The sequence below is a fragment of the Photobacterium ganghwense genome (assembly GCF_017329545.1).
Taxonomy (GTDB): Bacteria; Pseudomonadota; Gammaproteobacteria; order Enterobacterales; family Vibrionaceae; genus Photobacterium; species Photobacterium ganghwense.
The window spans coordinates 858,480-876,100 of sequence record NZ_CP071326.1; the positions used below are offsets into that span (position 1 = coordinate 858,480).

The following is a 17,621-nucleotide window of genomic DNA, read 5'->3' on the forward strand; positions in this document are numbered from 1 at the left end:
GGATGTAGAATGCTACGTGTTGATGAATTAAAGCTGGGGAATGGCTCTGTTCTTCAAGATAGCGGTGGGGTCGGCATGAAAATGACGACGAACGGCGGTTATATTGAGTTCGGACCGAAGAACACTAGCTACGCTCACATTTATACCGATAGACCTAAGTTCTATTTCAACAGAGATCTTATGGTTAGCGGCAATCAGGTATATCACCAAGGGTTTAAGCCCACCGCAGCCGATGTTGGCGCAATGACCAAAGCGCAGGGTGACGGCTATTACCTTGGCAAAACAGCAAAAGCTGCGGATGCGGCGCTGCTGAATGGTCGAAGTGATTACTTTAGCCCTGCTCATAAGCCGACATGGGCTGAAATTGACGGTAAGCCGACAACGTTCGCGCCTGCCTCCCATAACCATGACGACAGATACTATACGGAGTCAGAGTCCAATAGCCGTTATTTTTATGGTGCGGGATCGTCCGGAACGGTGGCTGTCGATGAAATTCCGTGGGGGAACCGGTCAGGGGTTTATCAGGGGTCTATGTCCGGCGCTTCGAATATGGTCATTCACTTCAAAGGCTCAGGCTCGTGCCCTGCGGCACAATTTAGGGTTGGCTATGCCAATGGTGGCCTCTGGTATAAATCTGCTCGAGATAGTCTTGGGTTCGAAAAGTCATGGGAGCGAATCTATACGTCTTCTTACAAGCCTACGCCTGCTGATATTGGCGCAGTTCCCATTAGTGACGTTGCTACCGGCTCATCAGTAATCAACAAGATTCCGAAGATTCGCGGCGATGGCGTCATGGAGATCGGCAAGTATATTGACTTTCACGACACTGACTCAACCAAGGATTATGACGTTCGCTTTAGCATTGCTGGCAGTGACATTACCGTAGAAGCGGCAAACTTCACTTCTTCGAGCAAAATCACTGCTGTAACTGGTGTAGATGCTCGCGGCATAGAGGCGAGCCAAGGGCTGCAATACTACGGCAAAACGGCGGTTGGCGGCACGAATGATAGCTGGCTGCGACTTAACCCACACAACCAGTTCGAGAGTGGCATTTATTGCTACAGTTCGGTGCTTCGAACCGATGGTTACATGACCGTTGGTGAATACTCCAAAGCTGTGAAATCTGTTCGAATTAAAAAACCTGCGAACGGTGCTTGGGGTGTTGACCGAGACGCGGCTATTGATGTGGGAGGCGCACCGACAACTGGCTCTTCTGCCACTTACATGCTCCGCTACACGGACGCCTCAAACGCTCGGGTTTTTGCTATTGACGTTCTCGACCAGACCGGTGAAACACGGATTTGGGTTGGCAAGAGCAATAAGATGATCATGCTTACGACAAACGGCGACGTTTACGCCCAAGGGAACGTAACGGCTTACTCTGATATTCGCATTAAAGATGATATCCAGGTCATCGACAATGCGCTTGAAAAGGTCAAGGCAATTCGAGGCGTCACCTTCACTCGTAAGGATTCCGAGAATGGCTGCCGTCAGGCGGGTGTGATTGCTCAGGAAGTTGAGAAGGTATTGCCAGAGGTCATTCAGACCGCATCTACCGAAGAAATCAGCGATCTAAAGACCGTGGCCTACGGGAACATGGTGGCGTTGCTGATTGAGGCGGTGAAAGAGCTAAGTGCTCAAGTTGAAGATCTTAAACAACAATGTGCTGCTTAGGAGGGATGATGAAAGTAGCTTATCTATTCGCACTTATGGGAGCAATGGCGCTTACCGGCTGTTCTTCGTTGAATGACCAGCAACGGGCGGAACGAGAGGCAATGTTTGATTTGCATGAGGCGGAAATCAATGTTGCTGAGCGAGAAACCGATATGGTTGCGGCAAAAGAGCAGTTGGAGAAAGCAGAGGCTCATCTTCAACAGATGGAAGTAAATTTCAAAGAGATTGTTTCGGCACGATAACAGCATTGGGCGCTGATGAGCGCCCACTTAGGGGAAATACTAATGGCACTACCTACCTCGGGTGAAATTTCGCTTGATATGGTGCGAAGGGAGCTTGGTCGCTCAAATACCGTTGCGCTTGGTGATGCTGACGTTCGTAACCTTGCCAAAATTGCCTCTCCAAACCCTATTTCACTTAGTGATTTGAGAGGTAAGCAAAGAGCCGTGGTTGTTCGCGTAACACCGAAAAGATGGCAAGAAGGCGGTATTACGAACTTGGTCATTTATACCGGCTATCGTAAGTCAAATGGCGCGGGCTCGGTAAACCCGACAAGCATTCATGGTCATGCAATCTCGGAAATTACCGCCGCTACATTCATGCAGAGGCAGGAACACGCCTTCCGGCTGTTCATTGCGCAGTTCTCAGGAACGACGATTAGCTGTCGGATCAGGACAGACAAGGGGTATCAGCAAGACTTCCCGCTGTCGTATGCATCGGGCGCTTATCTAACCAAGGGCGGCGCTGGCTCAACGGTCGAAAAAATCGTTGAAGCGGTGGTTAACTCATCTTGGTTCGACTTAACCATTTTTAGCTAAGGATCGGTATGACAAACTACAAAACAATGCAGAACGGTCAGGTCTTCGACCAAGGCCAGCGAGTTTACTCGCCAAACAACAACCCTACATGGGCGGCTGTGTCCGACAAACCTGCTGTTGTCGTGATGTGGTCAGAGAATGCTGGTTTTACGTTAACGTCCGAGTTGGCGTTAAAGAGCACGACACCGCTTACATTTCCGACCTACGGCGGCTCCATCTACATGCAGGACATTACGTGGGTGCGGATTGGCGGGAACAAAAGCCTGTATGTTGCCAACGCAGGCAATGAGTCAATTAAGACCGCTGGCGGTGTTTGGGCGGGGCAGAACGTTACGGCATACTCTGATATCCGCCTGAAAACGGACATTCGACCTATCTTCAATGCAACCGAAATGGTGCGCAAAATGCGTGGCTACACCTACCTGCGCAAAGATCTGACGGATGGTGTCCGTGAGTATGGGGTGATTGCTCAGGAGATTCAGAAAGTCATGCCTGAAATCGTGAAGCGAGAGGGTGACAGTGACATGCTGGGCGTCCGTTATCACGGCATCATTCCGGTGCTGCTGGAGGCAATCAAAGAGCTTGATTTGCGCTTAGTGGCGCTTGAGAACAAATAATGATCAGTTGAACATTTTTAGCCCAAAAATAAGTAAGCGCTTATTGATTTTTGTTTCGGGTAAGGGCAATATCATTGCGAGCGTTACCCGACCAATGGGAACGATAAAACCTGTTTGGTTATTGCAAAATCTGAGTCCGTCACGGTGGGTAACGCTTACCCACCAACTCATCGGAAAGGAGGCTGCATGATCGGTGCGCTACTAGGATTTCTCAAGAGCAATGTCCTAGTCCTTTTGATTAAGCGCTTTTTTAAGGTTTTGTTTATTGGCATTGCCGAGCGCCTAATCAACAAGGACTTTGCGCTTGAGGCTTTTCTGACACTTCTTGAAGAATTGGCAGAAAGAACACAGTCGAAAAGGGATGATCGACTGGTCGCAAGGATGCGACAAATTACCGAACTGCATCCGAGCAAGGAAGGGCAGCAGACGGTAAAAGCCAACGGCTGATTGCTGGCATGTTGGAAGGGTGGCGGCTTTCTTGGCCGCCATTTCTTTCACGATTTTCGGGTTTCGTTGACGGGATAACCAACGACGCCCAACTCATCGAACGGATGGCTTTAATCGGAAATGGCTATCTGCGGCTAGACCACACGGCACGACCCGACTTGCTAGTGGGATAGAGTCGGATTTTGGCTAACCGACTATTACAAATTAGCCCCTCGATGCAGGCATCGTATAGTGGCCAATATCTCAGCCTTCCAAGCTGAGGACGCGGGTTCGAGTCCCGCTGCCTGCTCCATAAACTCCTTGCAGCATCTTGGTTAGGGCTTGTCTTGTATAAGCCCAACACCTTATCTACCTCACATAATCGCTACACCACCAATAACGTATTTAGCCTCAACACCTTACTTTACGGTATCCGCTGGGTTACAACCGTTCGCGTAAAGCATACCCAAAATAAAAACAAAGGATTCCAAAATGTCAGAAGTGATCGTTGTAGGCTCTGTAAAAGGTGGAACGGGCAAGTCTTGCACTGCTCAGAACATGGCTGTGTGCCTTGCAATGAGAGGGCACAATGTTGCTCTTGTCGATTTAGACCCACAAAAGACAACCGAAGAGTGGTTTGTTGAACGCCGCGCTCATCTTAACCTGGTGAAAATCAGCGGCTACATCCCAACCGGTTCGGCAGAGGACTTAATCAAGTCTATCCGACCTCTTTACGACTTCATCATTTGTGATGCCGGTGGTTATGATGGCGCTTATCAGCGCGAGGCCATTATCAATGCCGACCGTTTTCTTTTGGTTTTGCGCCCTAAGCGTCGTGATTTGAAAGCCTTGCCGATGATTGACGAAGTGCTTGGTCGCGGTATGCAGTATAACCCTGACCTTAAAATCAATACGCTGATTAACCAGTGCAACCCGCTGCCAACGCAGGTTAAGCGGATTTTGGATGCTAAGTATGTTTGCGAGTCATATGACTTTAGCCCACTTCAAACCGTGGTAATGCACCGTAACGTTTTTGATGATTCAGAAGAAAACGGGCGCGGAGTGCTGGAAATGCCGGACGACTGCCGTGATCTCAAGGCAGAGGCAGAAGTGAACGACCTTGTTGATGAGCTGATTTTTGGCATCAGGCCATCGGACAAGGGCAAGGTCGCTTGAGGTATAGGCTATGGGATTAGGAGGTTTGGTGAAGAGCGACCGACGCCGGTTTACCCAAGAGGCTTCGGTTCAGGAGTCAGTTCAGCAGGCAGGGCAAGCTCAGGCAGAGACAAAGGCCGAGCCGATCAAAGGCAGAATGGTCAGCATGGAGGCGGATTATCACAGCCTGGTTGATGAGCTTGCCTTAGTTCCAAGGCGCTTCAATGCTGCAAGAAGTGATGTTTTCAGAGCCGGAGTATTGGCTTTGTCGAGAATGTCCGACGAGCAGATAGAAGTGCTACTGAAAGAAGTCACGCAAAGCCCCTTAAACGCTGTCAGAAGCGATGAACGATTCAAAGCTATACCAACAGACAAGTAAGCACGCCAACACGCTTAAAATGCGATTTAGAAAGCCCCGATATTTGGGGCTTTTTTGCAGCTGAGGTTTGGAAAGAAGCTGCCCAGTAAGGTATGGTAAAGAGCACTGTTAAGCTAATTCTGGTCTTTCATCCCTGAATTGAATAAATACTACGGAAAAACGTAAATGTGCTAACTTGCACACGGCTTGACAGTATTGATTATGCAGTGTGACTAATATTACAATCTGCATATAACTCGCTTCATGGACAACAACGACTTTGTCGTATAGCTCCAAGCTATTGTTTCTACTTGAACGAAAAAATCATCTTGAAACCTTAAATACTTGTTATATCGATGCTTTCATGCCCCCAGAAGAGGTAAGTTCTTACGCTGCTGATAGGTTAGTGCCAACTCTAAACAGTGCTTGATAGTTGTTTTTGGCAACGGTTCCGATAGGGACAACACAATTGCTCTATTTCCCTGAAACTCTAGCACTTCACTATACAATTCTCGAAAGGTGTCGACTAACTTAGTCTGGCAATTAAAGAACAGATAATAATTATTGGGAGACTTTAGTTTCCAGTCCATTCTTAGTGGACTACCTGTTTTAACGCTGTAGCTTGGCTCTCCCCATTTGAGAGACTCTTCGACTTCACCCAAATCCAATTCAGCAGCGATTTGGAGGACTAAACATCGTAGTTCTTTTAGTCGAATACGAGCATTATCTGGATATTCATCGAAGCGATCTTTGACTACCTTGTCCATTGCTCTCTCCTATTCACATAACCCTTTCTATTCGACTTTAGCCGTTTTCATCCTTCTATGATGCAGCGTTTTTCATAGCGCATCAACGGATACTCAATAGGTTAATGAAAAGTAAGGGTTGTGGATTGAATCCTGACCGGTTGAGTCCAGACGAACCCAATAGCCAAATTGTGATTGTCCTGCTTCATAATGGGGCATAGGAGCAAATGTCTGCTATAGTTAAATTGGCGTCTATCAGAAATTGATGTCTCTAATGATTCCGTAATACTGTCTTATTTTTCCACCCGCGAAACTTTTAGAATCGCGGGATTTTTTTATGGAAACACTTTGTAACTAGTAAGTTAGCTATTATTGCTATTGTTGTTATTGTCAATAAATCGCATATAATGTTGCACCAAATGAATAATAACAGTTGCATTTCGACATATGAGCAAGAAGCTTGGTTTGCCTTTGGAGAATTTTTCTAAACTCGAAGAATTTCTGGATTCCACAAACCTTTTTATCATCGCCGCCTTGAGCGCTTCTTTGGACAGGGCTTATCTCACCATAGCCGATAACGAACGTATTGATTACTGCGATTACTTAAGGATGACCATGAGAGAGCAATTCCAGTGGCTCTTGTCCGTGTCTAGTGGACGCGAAGATGAACTAAAGCGGTTTATTTTAAGAAAGTTTTATCAAATCTTGAACTAGCTATAAATTTACCCCTAAAGAGTAGGTCGCAGACTAAACTATATAATGTCTTTTAGGTATCCTTTGTTCATTCAATGTTCCTACTATTAGTGATTAGTTGCACATAGTCAACAGCCCGCAAGCCAATGCGTTTAGCGGGTTTTTTTCGTTGCCTAAAAGTTGAACCACTTACTTTTGAGGGGGGTATTAACAATTAGCTGAGATTAAGGGATATGAGTGTGGATGAGTAAGGCTGTGTGCTTACCGGTGTGATTGTGTTTTAGTGCTAGAGCCTGTCGGGAGAGGAAAACAGCAATGTTATTAGGGCAAGAACAAACTAACGATAAGGTTTATAGAGTGTCAGCTATTATTAACTAGGTAGTTAATTGGAGAAATAGCGATGAGTTTTAACTACGACGATACTTCATCGCCAAATGCTTCGTTGCGTTGTCCTTGTTGCAATGAATATTATAACTCTTTCTATTACAATGGGTTTACTCTCTTCTTTTGTCGTCATGCTATGCAAGCTTTGTTAGATTCTGTCCCTGTCTTGAGCAAATCTGCCCAACCATTTACTTGTATATACATTAATTGCGAAATATCGAGTATTAAGGATGCTTTCTACTCTTCGATTCCGCGCTGAGCACGCTGTGCGCTAGCTGACTCACCACTCTTATTTATGTTTGACCATATATCTTACATCCTAAGAGTTGAAGGCATTCTCTCATCGTCAATTTGTATACCTGTTGACATAATAGCCTCTCTTGAGCGATTTTATGTGGAATAACTCGGATGAAACTTGAGGCAAACTACTTCCTTCCGCGGCGTGCTGTTAGGGTGATTTTGTATCAACTATTTCCTTAAGGCTGTTTAGATTGCTGGATGTATTAAAATCTTTGAACAACAATTGGAACTTTGCTTTCTGACGTGACAATTACGGTATGATTAATGCTCTGATTAAATGATAAATCGGTATAACGTCATTCGTTCTTACTCACAAATCATTGTGCTACCACAGTAGTAAAAACCTTATGATATTCAGATTTTCTTAACTACTGTTGAATGGTTCCCAATGTAATATACCTATTAATATGGGAGCCATTCTATACCTTAACGTCATTTATTTTTGGGTGAATATATGCTTTTAGCGACACTTGCCATCATTGCTGGTTTTGCATTGCTCGTTTGGAGCGCAGATAAGTTTGTAGAGGGCGCTGCCGCTAGTGCTAATTACGCAGGAATGCCACCTTTACTGATTGGTATGCTCGTCGTTGGATTCGGGACATCTGCTCCAGAGATGGTGGTTTCTGCAATGGCCGCAATGGATGGAAATCCAGCTCTTGCTCTGGGTAATGCGCTGGGCTCAAACATTGTCAATATCGCATTGATACTAGGAATAACGGCGATCATAGCTCCAATTGCAGTTCATTCGAGTATTGTTCGTAAAGAATTACCGATTCTTTTAGCTGTCACTTTAGTGATTGGCGCAATGTTGTGGAATCACCGTATTAGTATGCTGGAAGCTTGGGCTTTAATTGGAGGATTCTTACTACTGGTTGGTTGGTCAATCTGGAGTGCCATTCGTTCAAAAGGCGATCCTTTAGCATTAGAAATGGACGAGGAGCTATCTAGTCAGTCAATGACCCTTAAATCTTCCATCTTTTGGCTTGTTACAGGGCTGCTGTTACTTATTGTTAGCTCTAGGATTCTTGTATGGGGAGCCGTTGAGATTGCACAGCAGCTTGGAGTAAGTGATTTGCTAATAGGGTTAACAATCGTCGCTTTAGGAACCTCTCTTCCAGAGTTGGCCGCATCGATTGTTGCAGCACGGAAAGGTGAACATGATATTGCAGTGGGGAACGTCGTTGGTTCGAACATGTTTAACTCTTTAGCGGTTATTGGTATTGCTGGCACTATTGAGCCAATTTCTAATATTGGCGCAGAGGTATTTTGGCGAGACTGGACATCAATGCTCTTTGTTACAGCACTCTTGATGTTGACCGCAGTGCGCTTCGGGAAAACACAAACTATCAATCGAAGTGAAGGCGCTCTGCTTTTGTTATGTTACCTAGGTTATAACGGCTATCTAGTATATGGGGCAATATAAAATATAGTAAAACTCCAATTGTTAACTTTTCTGGGGGCGTAGTCTTTCCTGGGCCTATTGAGTATGTCAAATTGGAGCAGTTAGTGCTCCAATCCTCCAATTATAAAACCACGATGCAACATACCCAACTTCTTGTTATGCTGCGTGATGTGTATTGGTGGATGGCTATTCACCCTATAAGATTGAGTTATACTGCAATACAGATAGGGATGCGCTCATGGAAAGAAACCCCAACATTTGGGAATACTTTGATAGCGATGTTAAACATAAGGTTAGCTTGCCTGTTAATTTCATACAGGAACTAGCTTCTTCTACATCAGTTCAGGAAGTTTTGGATACTGTCGCTAGATGGTTACATGAAATTTTTGATGCTGAAAGAGCCAGCGTGACATTGCTGGAAGATGATGAGCATTTAAAAGTTTATGCAATGAGTGGCGATGGCGCCATCCCTCGTGGTCTCAGCCTGCCGATTCGAGATACATTTGTTGGCCGCGTGTTTATGAACCGACAGCTGATGATCTGTGATGATTTGTCGTCATCCGCTGAACTTGATTGCGAAATACTTAAAGAAGCTGGTCTAAATACTTGTATGGATGCACCGTTATTGAGTTCAGGTCAATGTTTAGGCACACTGAATGTTGCTCATAAACATCCATTTTATTATACATCTCAGCAAGCTGTTGAACTTCAATGCATTTCTAATTGGATAGCATCGAATGTTAACCTTCACTTGCAGATCGAGAAGCTGAATTATCAAGCGTCGGTAGATCCTTTAACGAAAGCTTTGAATCGTCGTCGTTTTATGAAAGATGTAAACATGACAATTAGTGATTTTCATCTTCGTAACGAGGCTTGCTTTTTGGGGTTTGCGGACTTTGATCATTTCAAAGATGTAAATGATAAGTATGGACATGTGGTCGGTGACAAGTTTCTTAGACAAACTGTATCTATGATCAAAGAGCTTTTAGGGGAGAATGGGCATATTTATCGGCTTGGTGGTGAAGAGTTTGGTATTCTGTTGAAAGCAAAAGATGTTGACGCCGCGCTTTGCTTTTTTGAATCAATAAGAAAAGCTGTTGAAAAACAAGAAATACATTTTGACTCATTGGAAATCTCTTCGACTCTATGCATTGGGGTTACTTTTCTTCAATCAGGTGATTTCAGTGAAGAGCAGTTGCTAAAAAGAGCTGACGAAGCCCTTTATGAGGCAAAATCCCGAGGCAGGAATCTAGTAGTGATGTTGGATGGAGAACCAGTTGATAATGTTAAATCATTAAACAGCGGATAGTGATAAATTATTGAAATAGCATCGTTATACAACAAGCACACTAGAGTGCTCTTCGAAAGGTAATTCGTTGAATAATGTCATAATTCTAGACATGATGAACGTAGTTTCTGGCACAAGGTCATAAGAATAAGGGAAACTTATCTGTGCCAAACATTAGTAAGAAACTATTCATCTGTTCGTTTCTTGAATCACAAATTTACTTTGGTCTCAATTAAGGCTGACATTTTTTTGTAATAAATTCCTGATTCTTCAATCCTTTCTCCATTGTTCTGCTGTCGATTATGGTATTAGCCTGGGCATAAGAGGCTACAAAAGTGGTATTAACTAACTGTTCTTGAAATTGTGCCTATATTGTAAACCACCCGCCGCATACTACCCATGATTTCACTTTTTCTTAGTCTCTGATTCATGTATCTTACTTGTGATTGATAAGTCAGTGCTTAGTTAGGTTATGTTTCCGCATCAGGTGAAAAAATTAAAAGCCGTTTTTGAGGAAAACGAGCGACTTTTACCACTCATCGACACAACAGCGAGAGACAAGGACGAGATCACTTCAAAAATCGTCGGGATTTCGCGCTGTAAGGACGATGGTGAGCTTTTCTTTCGTAAGTGGTATGACTATCGCTTTCTACATCCCCTCGACGCTACAGCGTATTTTGCAGAGTGCTACATGAAGGCTTACTCGCAAGTGATGTTGATGCGCGGTCGTGAGGATTACAAATCCGCACCATTCAGAACAGGCATTAAGCGCAAAGCCATTTGGGAACAGTCTAGCCGGACAGTGACCTCGCTGTGGAAGGCAAGACAGATGGCCGACAAACTACGCGCACCCTACGATCTGTTTTGTTTCTCAATCATCATGGATACGGAAGGGCGAGGACGATTGCACCTGGCTACTCCGGCACAGCTATACCAAGCCGAGCTGATTGACAACTTCAAGCAAGCACTGGCGAGTAAGCTGAGAACTGGCCTAATGGTATCAGAAGAGCCTTACTTCAAGGTTTCCAACTTTTGCCAGTGTCCGGTTCAAGAGGAATATCAAAAATTCGTCATTGCACAGATCAAGATGCGCGGAGAGGCAAACCAAGACTTGTCCCTGCGGAGTGCCATCTACACACACGAGGCCATTCCTCGTCACCTAGCGATGAAGCACTTCCCCGAGGCAACAGTATTGGCAGCCGACAAGCTCCAATTATCATGGAATCTGTAAACGCAATGCACATGAATTAGCAACAAGGAAATCAAATCATGAATACTGAGTTAACTACTCGCAATCGCCGCAACGTCAAGCCTGCAATGGCTGTGACCACCCGTTCATCTTCACACATTGAGCGTCGATTGGGCTTTCTAAAAACCAATGAGGTGGAGTGTGAGATCGCGACGGTATCCGGTGCGAGTTTCTTTGGTCGAGTAGTGTCTTTTGATGAAACGGCAATCGTGCTTCAGCCAACCGGCACTATCAGCCCAAGTGACTTGGTTACGGTCGCCATGCGTGGTTTGGAATTTCTTGCCCCAAGCAGCGGCAGAAAACAGCCATACGTAATTGAGGGGTAATTCATGACAACTGAGTTTGAGGTAACTTCTGTTCCGCTTTCAGAGAAGTTTGACTCAGGTTTTCAGCTACGTTTGGCAGCCTATTACTGCCGTGATACGAACTTCCTGACGATGACAAACGACTTAGTCTCTCCGGAGCAATTCGAGAACAAAGCCGTTGCCAGCCTCGTGATGATCGTAAACAAGCATTTTCGCCTTTACTCGCAGGCACCAGGTAAGAAGGTGCTTGTTGATCTGGTGAAAAAGGCCATTGAGTCAAAGCGCATCCGTGAGGAAATGAAGCCGGATGTGCTGGTATCACTCAAAGAAATTCTGTCTGAACCTTTGACAGACAGCAAATACATGCTCGACCAAGTAAGCACGTTCGCCCGTAATAACGCGCTGGACGAAGCCCTAATGAAAGCCGTTGAGTTGAAAGAAAAGGGCGACTTTGAGGGTGCGGTAGCGGTCGTTCAAAAAGCGATGCTGGTAGGGGCTTCTGACTCGAACAACTATTACGACTACTACGAAGAGGTAGATACTCGAACTGAATGTCGTGATGCTCTGGAGAAAGGCGAGGATGTTCCGACAGGTATTACCACGGGTATTCGCGCACTGGATGCGATCCTTTACCACAAAGGCTGGGGTCGTCGCGAAATGACGCTGATTATGGGTGGTGCAAAGGCGGGTAAGTCTACTGCTTTGGGTGACTTCTCCATTGCTGCCTCCGATGCCGGCTACAACGTTCTGTATGTCACGCTTGAGGTTCATGCGCGAATCATTTCGGACCGTGCGGATGCGCGTGTTTCGGACACCTCAATGGATGACTTGGTGAAAGCGCGTGAGGCGGTTCGCTCCGCTATTCTGGCTAAGCGCTCAGGCGGGGTTGGGAAGCTGATCATCGTTGAGCGTCCGGCAGGCACTTTCACTCCGAACGAGCTTAATCGCTTGATTCATGACTTCCGAGCCAAAGGCGTGAAGTTTGACATGGTGGCGTTGGACTACCTTGACCTAGCTCGCTCAAACCGTGTGACCAACGATCGCCGCGCAGACGAAAAGGACATGTATACCGACTTCCGTGGTCTGGCGGACAAAGAAGACTTCGCGCTGCTTACCGCAACACAGACTAACCGTGATGGTATGGGTTCGGAGACAGCGGGTATTACGCACGTTGCGGATAACATCGAAAAAATCCGTATTGCCGACTTAACAATCTCAATCAACAAAACGGATGAAGAGAAAGCGAAGGGAGAGGCGCGACTATTCCTTGCTGCTTCTCGTAACCAACGTGGCGATATTACCGTTCGCGTTAAACAAGACCTCGATAAGATGAAGTTTGTCGATAAGGTTCTGGATGTTTTCTAACTATAGTTTAGGTAAGCGGTGACTTATGTATTTGCCTAAAACCACAGCGAATGCGGCCATCATTACTGCATTCGCTGCCATTACAGCAAGCAAGTGACGAGCAACTTCTGGCGGTAATCGCAGAGCAAGTAAGAGGTAAATAGTGTGGCATTTGAAGATATCAGAGAAATGCTTGATGGCCTTGATTTTGAGGCTTGGCTTGATTTGGAGGGCGTTGATTATCGCGTGACTACTGGCAAATCAGGTCGAGAGCTGAATATCCGCCATTGTCCGATGTGCGGAGGAGACTCTTGGAAAGTGTATTTCAATCCGATGCGAGGACAGGGAGTATGCTTTCACGGTTCACACCCGCAGGACAAGCAATACAACGTATTCCGCTTTCTACAGGCGTTTACAGACAAGCGAGGGAGAGAACTTTCTGATTATATCGAGCAAGTTAGCTTAGAGCTGGGCTATATGCCAAAGGTGAAAACGGAAATCAAATCCGACGTTAACCTTTTGCAAGAAATTCGCCTGCCAGCATCGCTTCATATCTCAAGGGAAATGGAGACGCTGCCCGAATATTTGCTCAACCGAGGACTGAGTAAGACATTGTGTGAGTATTTCGATTTACGCTGGTCTGAATCCGGCGTTCATGTCTTTTGGGACTCCGAAGCGCAAGAAGGCAAAACTCAAGACTTTTCCAAGCGAGTCATGATTCCTGTTTACGATCTTGAAGGCAAACTTGCCACGTTCCAAGGTCGTGACGTGACAGGTGAGGCTCGAAGAAAGTATCTCTTCCCACAAACACTCCCTGCTTCCGGTCGATACCTATACAACGGACACAATGCCGTTGGCAAAGAGACGGTAATCGTTGGCGAGGGTGCGTTTGACGTTATCGGAGTTAAGCGAGCGCTACTCAGCGAGCCAACGTTGTTCCCGTTTGTAGAGCCAATCGGGACGTTTGGTATGCACTTGTCCGGAGGACTGGAAGAATCAGCCCAAGACCAGATAGGGGCGTTCTTAAAGCTCAAGGCCAAAGGACTCAAGAACATTGTCCTGATGTGGGATACGGAGCAGAAAACCATTCCCGTTGTGATTTCGTCGGCCAAGAAGCTCATTGGTTGCGGCTTTAACGTCCGAATTGCTGCATTGGGCGAGGACGAAGATCCCGGCGAAGCACCGCCAGAGAAAATCATCGCGGCTTACTACCGTGCCAAAAAATTCGATAACCGGTTAGCCATGATGCTCAAGCTGAAAGGCTGGAGTGCAATCAGAAACTAACCTATCAATCAGTCACCAATTACTTAACTGCCGTAATCACTTGCTTATTATGGCAGTCATACAGCGACAAGTAAGGAGCAAAAGCAGTGAAACTTGAGCCTCTAGTTGCCAGTGTCATGAGCAATCTGAAAAAGCACAAGGGCTATAAAAACCTTGGCGAATCCGAGATTGCAGACATAAAAGCTGGTGTTATCGAGACGCTTAAAGACAGCGTTTCGGAAGTAGCGGCTGACATGCCATTTGTAGCCAAAAACGAGTTCATTTTCGAACAAGAAATTTCAGTGCTGCAAGTGACCGTCAAAAAGATAAATTTGGTTGATCGCCCGTTTTACATCGTGGAAGCAAACAGACCTTATGCAGATATTACCGGAGATACAGTATCCGGCGGTGTTTGGGGACGCTTCTACGGGCTGATTGACGCTGAAACGGATAAGTATGTTGCGGGGCTTGGTATCGACTCCCCACAGCATCTATCAAAATCCAAGTGTCTACCGGCTGAGTTCTACAAAAACGTGGTTGAAGGCTTATTTGGAGTTCTGGACGACTTCAACGGCGAAGAGGACTTAACGGATGAGCAATTCAAAAAGGCTTATTCGGAAGCGGTTATCGACAATGAGGGATTCCAGTTCCTTAGTTTCGCACTGAGTGACCTGATGAGCAGTGATGCCATTGTCAGTATTCGCGCTCAGACAGATGCGTTTTTCACTCGCCTTGAGGAAACATATGGCTCGCTAATCGACGTTTTCTCAATGCGTTCGGGAAACATTCTCTACTGCCACTCAGGAACGGCAGAGAAATACATCAGCACATTTGCACAGCGTTGCGAAGCATTGGTGGCTAACGCAACCGAGTTAATGAAAAAAGTAATCGACGATTATCAAGTAAAAGCAGAGGTAGGTGAGTCATGGGGCAGTTGGTAATTTCAAAAGAGGCAAAAGAGAAGGTTATTCCACTTTCAAAAAGCCGCTCAGGGTGCAACATGCACAGTTTTTCCTGCGAAAGCACCGGTCGCATCGCCAACTATGTCGTTTGCCAGCACACGGTTTTGGCATTCAAAGATAAACGCTTAGGCGCTAATTCATTTGTTGATTGTCAGGGCTGCATTGGTTCAAGCAAGTGCCTGGCTGTTCGAATGATGATTGCGGAGAGAAAGGCAGGTCGAGCGCTTTTCTACGAAGAATACGTGCCGAAGACCGTAGAAGTGGATGTTCAGCCGGTTGTCGTTAGCAAGAGCTGGCGAAGCATCGGCCGTCAAACCAACAAGGTGTCGAGTGCCAACAAGGTCAACAAGGCAAATAACACCAACAAGGCCAGTAAGCCCAATACCTTACATAAGGACGATAAGCCAAATATCGACGCCTCCAATATGTTTGCCGATATGGTTTCGGCAACAGATTAAAGATTCGAAGGGGGCGAAAGCCCCTGTATTATTTGTAGCTGAATGGAGATTGATTTACCTGAGTGAATTAGTCTGAGTGCAATCTGTCAGTTTCGTTTTCCCAATGTGACTAGAACTTACAGGTTGCCTTAAATCGGTTCTTCCCATTCTGGGTTTCGAGATTCAAGTAAGTGAATAACTCAACTCAATGCAATTATTGGGTCGCTTACACAAATTATTCTTGAACAGAACGGCTGATTCATTTTTAGTGCATTATATGTACTCATTATTTTATGGATTTTGTTATGTCCCGAAGTCAACGCCTACTAGATTTACTCCAACTACTTCGACGGTATAGATATCCAGTCTCAGCTGAGGAACTAGCTAGTAGGCTTAATGTTAGTGTGAGAACTATCTATCGAGATATTGCAACTTTGCAAGCACAAGGGGCAGATGTCGAAGGAGAAGCTGGGCTTGGGTATGTTTTAAAACCGAGCTTTGATTTACCTCCTATGATGTTTAACGTAGAAGAGCTTGAAGCCCTTAGATTAGGAGCTGAATGGGTGGTAAAGCAAGCAAACGGAGAGTTTAGTGAGGCTGCTATTAATGCGCTTGCTAAGATTTCAGCAGTTTTGCCTTCTGAGCATGAAGCTAAGCATACTGAGAGTGTCATTAGAGTTGCTTCAGCCTTCAAAGCACCAGAACTGATAGTTAAGCTAGCTGAGCTGAAAATAACGATACAGAAAGGGCATAAAGCAGAAATACTTTACGAAGATGCAAAAGGAGCTATAAGCAAAAGGGTTGTGTGGCCAATACTCATAGGTATGTTTGAGCAACACAATATTTTAGTTGCATGGTGCGAAAAACGAAATGAGTACCGTAACTTCCGTCTTGATAGAATTCAGTTTTTCTTACCGCTTGAATCTAAATATGAGCGTTCTCGTCATGCTTTACTTTGTGAGTGGGAAACTCTGGAAGGAATTGATCACAAGTGTTTTCACTACTGACAAAAACTGTCAGTGCCTTCGGTTACACTTTTTTCACCAATTCAAAAAGTGAAGATTTAAAACTATGTTAACCATTGATTCCATTGTTTTTTATGTAGAAAACGTTCAACTCAGCATGGCTTTTTATGCGGAAGTATTTGAGTGTGAGCCAAAGCTTTTATCGCCAACTTTCGCGGTGGTCGAGTTTGCTGAAAACGTAAAAATCACCCTAAAACAAGCTGACGCGCTAACACCAAGTAGCCCCATTCGAGGTGGAGGTGCAGAGCTTTCTATTCCTGCAACTAATAGCGTCGAGCTAGATAACCTATTTGAAAAGTGGAAACAGCAAGGTGTGACCTTTGCTCAAGAGCGTGAAGAGTCTGTATATGGTATCAACTTCGTTGCATTAGACCTTGATGGTCATCGCTTGCGCGTGTTTGCTTAACGTTACTTTCTTTTACTTACAAGCCAACGTGACATGTTGGCTTATTTTTGCCCCTTTCCTACTTAGAGTAAATATTCATTCATAGTTTTTCATCTGGTTTGCCTTACATTACAAACAGAATCAATTCAAAATGTCTGGCGAATTTTTGTTGTCCAAATAAACGAGGAGAGGTTGCTGAGTTGATTTTGTGACTAATCCGCCGGTTGTGTTCGGAGGGGCTAGCTACTACACACCCCCCAATTACGCCATATTAATTATTCTTCAGTCTTTGAATCGTAAGCCATATTTCTGTTGAAGTGTCGTTCGTCCGGTTTCCTCCAACCATAATACGTTCACCATAAGTAAGTGGTAGTCGCCCAGACGATATTTTTAGCTTTGATGATCGTAAGCCAAATTCAGCGTTAGTCTTGAACATGACAGAAGCATCTAACATAACGAGTATATCTGTATCAGGTATATCCGAAGGTGCTGCAATTGATAATGAACTTTGTTCTACATCAGCAGGGCTCAATGTGAAAGTTGCAGATTCATCCATATCAATAGTGTATGTAAATTTCTGCCCCTCTCCGCTGCTCACCCTTATCACTTCTAACATTGCTTGATATTCTGGTTCATCGGAAACCGTAATATTCACTACTTCATGGGCTCTTACCATGAACGTAGATACCAACAACAAGGTAACGTATATTAGTTTTTTCATAGCCTTCCTCTGTGCCATTTAATACGTTGTGATGCTGTTTCGCCCTATTGCCGTTCTGAAATCTGAATA

At 45.1% G+C, this 17,621-nt stretch carries 20 protein-coding genes and 1 tRNA gene; 19 read left to right on the forward strand and 2 right to left on the reverse strand.

Features of this window, described 5'->3' with window-relative positions; genetic code table 11:
- The first annotated feature begins 9 nt into the window (after positions 1-9).
- The 8 genes from FH974_RS19865 (at position 10) to FH974_RS19900 (ending at position 5,069) form a co-directional block, all read left to right on the forward strand.
- The gene (locus FH974_RS19865) at positions 10-1,674 is read left to right on the forward strand and encodes a tail fiber domain-containing protein (protein ID WP_207104146.1); all 1,665 of its coding nucleotides are present in this window, start codon (positions 10-12) and stop codon (positions 1,672-1,674) included.
- A gap of 8 nt (positions 1,675-1,682) precedes the next feature.
- Entirely contained in the window at positions 1,683-1,916 is a 234-nt protein-coding gene (locus FH974_RS19870; RefSeq protein WP_207104147.1) for a hypothetical protein, read from the forward strand.
- Between the two features lie 42 nt (positions 1,917-1,958).
- Complete coding sequence (locus FH974_RS19875; RefSeq protein WP_207104148.1) at positions 1,959-2,492, forward strand: hypothetical protein; 534 nt, start codon at positions 1,959-1,961, stop codon at positions 2,490-2,492.
- An 8-nt stretch (positions 2,493-2,500) separates the two neighbouring features.
- Positions 2,501-3,109: a tail fiber domain-containing protein gene (locus FH974_RS19880; protein WP_207104149.1), complete on the forward strand. Its 609-nt coding sequence runs from the start codon at positions 2,501-2,503 to the stop codon at positions 3,107-3,109.
- A 186-nt stretch (positions 3,110-3,295) separates the two neighbouring features.
- Positions 3,296-3,556 carry a hypothetical protein gene (locus tag FH974_RS19885; RefSeq protein ID WP_207104150.1) on the forward strand — a complete coding sequence of 87 codons (261 nt, stop codon included), beginning with the start codon at positions 3,296-3,298 and terminating at the stop codon, positions 3,554-3,556.
- 217 nt (positions 3,557-3,773) lie between these two features.
- Positions 3,774-3,848: transfer RNA gene (locus FH974_RS19890), tRNA-Gly, on the forward strand.
- Between the two features lie 179 nt (positions 3,849-4,027).
- Positions 4,028-4,711: an AAA family ATPase gene (locus tag FH974_RS19895; RefSeq protein WP_047884335.1), complete on the forward strand. Its 684-nt coding sequence runs from the start codon at positions 4,028-4,030 to the stop codon at positions 4,709-4,711.
- 10 nt (positions 4,712-4,721) lie between these two features.
- Positions 4,722-5,069 carry a hypothetical protein gene (locus tag FH974_RS19900; protein ID WP_207104151.1) on the forward strand — a complete coding sequence of 116 codons (348 nt, stop codon included), beginning with the start codon at positions 4,722-4,724 and terminating at the stop codon, positions 5,067-5,069.
- Positions 5,070-5,410: 341 nt separating this feature from the next.
- Here the strand turns inward: FH974_RS19900 and FH974_RS19905 are convergent, their stop codons facing one another.
- Positions 5,411-5,815 (reverse strand): DUF1801 domain-containing protein, encoded by a 405-nt coding sequence (locus FH974_RS19905; RefSeq protein ID WP_207104152.1) that lies wholly within the window; start codon positions 5,813-5,815, stop codon positions 5,411-5,413.
- A gap of 426 nt (positions 5,816-6,241) precedes the next feature.
- Here FH974_RS19905 and FH974_RS19910 point away from each other — a divergent pair, with 426 nt between their 5' ends.
- From FH974_RS19910 to FH974_RS19960, 11 genes are all read left to right on the forward strand, one after another.
- Positions 6,242-6,508 (forward strand): hypothetical protein, encoded by a 267-nt coding sequence (locus tag FH974_RS19910; protein WP_207104153.1) that lies wholly within the window; start codon positions 6,242-6,244, stop codon positions 6,506-6,508.
- 1,117 nt (positions 6,509-7,625) lie between these two features.
- Complete coding sequence (locus FH974_RS19915) at positions 7,626-8,594, forward strand: calcium/sodium antiporter (RefSeq protein WP_207104154.1); 969 nt, start codon at positions 7,626-7,628, stop codon at positions 8,592-8,594.
- 217 nt (positions 8,595-8,811) lie between these two features.
- Positions 8,812-9,882 carry a sensor domain-containing diguanylate cyclase gene (locus FH974_RS19920; RefSeq protein WP_207104155.1) on the forward strand — a complete coding sequence of 357 codons (1,071 nt, stop codon included), beginning with the start codon at positions 8,812-8,814 and terminating at the stop codon, positions 9,880-9,882.
- 451 nt (positions 9,883-10,333) lie between these two features.
- A complete protein-coding gene (locus FH974_RS19925) occupies positions 10,334-11,092 on the forward strand; it encodes a hypothetical protein (protein WP_207104156.1) in 759 nt (252 codons plus the stop codon).
- Positions 11,093-11,130: 38 nt separating this feature from the next.
- Complete coding sequence (locus tag FH974_RS19930) at positions 11,131-11,436, forward strand: hypothetical protein (RefSeq protein WP_047884329.1); 306 nt, start codon at positions 11,131-11,133, stop codon at positions 11,434-11,436.
- Positions 11,437-11,439: 3 nt separating this feature from the next.
- Positions 11,440-12,780: an ATPase domain-containing protein gene (locus FH974_RS19935; protein WP_207104157.1), complete on the forward strand. Its 1,341-nt coding sequence runs from the start codon at positions 11,440-11,442 to the stop codon at positions 12,778-12,780.
- Between the two features lie 144 nt (positions 12,781-12,924).
- Complete coding sequence (locus FH974_RS19940) at positions 12,925-14,043, forward strand: hypothetical protein (RefSeq protein ID WP_207104158.1); 1,119 nt, start codon at positions 12,925-12,927, stop codon at positions 14,041-14,043.
- 86 nt (positions 14,044-14,129) lie between these two features.
- Positions 14,130-14,963, forward strand: a complete 834-nt coding sequence (locus FH974_RS19945; RefSeq protein WP_047884327.1) for a hypothetical protein — start codon at positions 14,130-14,132, stop codon at positions 14,961-14,963.
- Complete coding sequence (locus FH974_RS19950; RefSeq protein WP_053061751.1) at positions 14,948-15,442, forward strand: hypothetical protein; 495 nt, start codon at positions 14,948-14,950, stop codon at positions 15,440-15,442. The genes FH974_RS19945 and FH974_RS19950 overlap by 16 nt, the downstream gene beginning before the upstream one ends.
- A 284-nt stretch (positions 15,443-15,726) precedes the next feature.
- Entirely contained in the window at positions 15,727-16,428 is a 702-nt protein-coding gene (locus FH974_RS19955) for a helix-turn-helix transcriptional regulator (RefSeq protein ID WP_047884326.1), read from the forward strand.
- A 64-nt stretch (positions 16,429-16,492) separates the two neighbouring features.
- Entirely contained in the window at positions 16,493-16,852 is a 360-nt protein-coding gene (locus FH974_RS19960) for a VOC family protein (protein ID WP_207104159.1), read from the forward strand.
- Positions 16,853-17,102: 250 nt separating this feature from the next.
- On the opposite strand, the gene FH974_RS19965 is transcribed toward FH974_RS19960, so the two are convergent.
- Positions 17,103-17,552: a hypothetical protein gene (locus FH974_RS19965; protein ID WP_207104160.1), complete on the reverse strand. Its 450-nt coding sequence runs from the start codon at positions 17,550-17,552 to the stop codon at positions 17,103-17,105.
- Positions 17,553-17,621 lie beyond the last annotated feature (69 nt).

Bases quoted from the DNA above. Each gene is read 5' to 3' on its own strand.
- FH974_RS19895 (WP_047884335.1), top strand. From the start codon at position 4,028: ATGTCAGAAGTGATCGTTGTAGGCTCTGTAAAAGGTGGAACGGGCAAG.
- FH974_RS19950 (WP_053061751.1), top strand. From the start codon at position 14,948: ATGGGGCAGTTGGTAATTTCAAAAGAGGCAAAAGAGAAGGTTATTCCA.
- FH974_RS19910 (WP_207104153.1), top strand. From the start codon at position 6,242: ATGAGCAAGAAGCTTGGTTTGCCTTTGGAGAATTTTTCTAAACTCGAA.
- FH974_RS19900 (WP_207104151.1), top strand. From the start codon at position 4,722: ATGGGATTAGGAGGTTTGGTGAAGAGCGACCGACGCCGGTTTACCCAA.
- FH974_RS19905 (WP_207104152.1), bottom strand. From the start codon at position 5,815: ATGGACAAGGTAGTCAAAGATCGCTTCGATGAATATCCAGATAATGCT.
- FH974_RS19930 (WP_047884329.1), top strand. From the start codon at position 11,131: ATGAATACTGAGTTAACTACTCGCAATCGCCGCAACGTCAAGCCTGCA.
- FH974_RS19880 (WP_207104149.1), top strand. From the start codon at position 2,501: ATGACAAACTACAAAACAATGCAGAACGGTCAGGTCTTCGACCAAGGC.
- FH974_RS19885 (WP_207104150.1), top strand. From the start codon at position 3,296: ATGATCGGTGCGCTACTAGGATTTCTCAAGAGCAATGTCCTAGTCCTT.
- FH974_RS19960 (WP_207104159.1), top strand. From the start codon at position 16,493: ATGTTAACCATTGATTCCATTGTTTTTTATGTAGAAAACGTTCAACTC.
- FH974_RS19925 (WP_207104156.1), top strand. From the start codon at position 10,334: ATGTTTCCGCATCAGGTGAAAAAATTAAAAGCCGTTTTTGAGGAAAAC.
- FH974_RS19875 (WP_207104148.1), top strand. From the start codon at position 1,959: ATGGCACTACCTACCTCGGGTGAAATTTCGCTTGATATGGTGCGAAGG.
- FH974_RS19965 (WP_207104160.1), bottom strand. From the start codon at position 17,552: ATGAAAAAACTAATATACGTTACCTTGTTGTTGGTATCTACGTTCATG.
- FH974_RS19935 (WP_207104157.1), top strand. From the start codon at position 11,440: ATGACAACTGAGTTTGAGGTAACTTCTGTTCCGCTTTCAGAGAAGTTT.
- FH974_RS19920 (WP_207104155.1), top strand. From the start codon at position 8,812: ATGGAAAGAAACCCCAACATTTGGGAATACTTTGATAGCGATGTTAAA.
- FH974_RS19870 (WP_207104147.1), top strand. From the start codon at position 1,683: ATGAAAGTAGCTTATCTATTCGCACTTATGGGAGCAATGGCGCTTACC.
- FH974_RS19865 (WP_207104146.1), top strand. From the start codon at position 10: ATGCTACGTGTTGATGAATTAAAGCTGGGGAATGGCTCTGTTCTTCAA.
- FH974_RS19915 (WP_207104154.1), top strand. From the start codon at position 7,626: ATGCTTTTAGCGACACTTGCCATCATTGCTGGTTTTGCATTGCTCGTT.
- FH974_RS19955 (WP_047884326.1), top strand. From the start codon at position 15,727: ATGTCCCGAAGTCAACGCCTACTAGATTTACTCCAACTACTTCGACGG.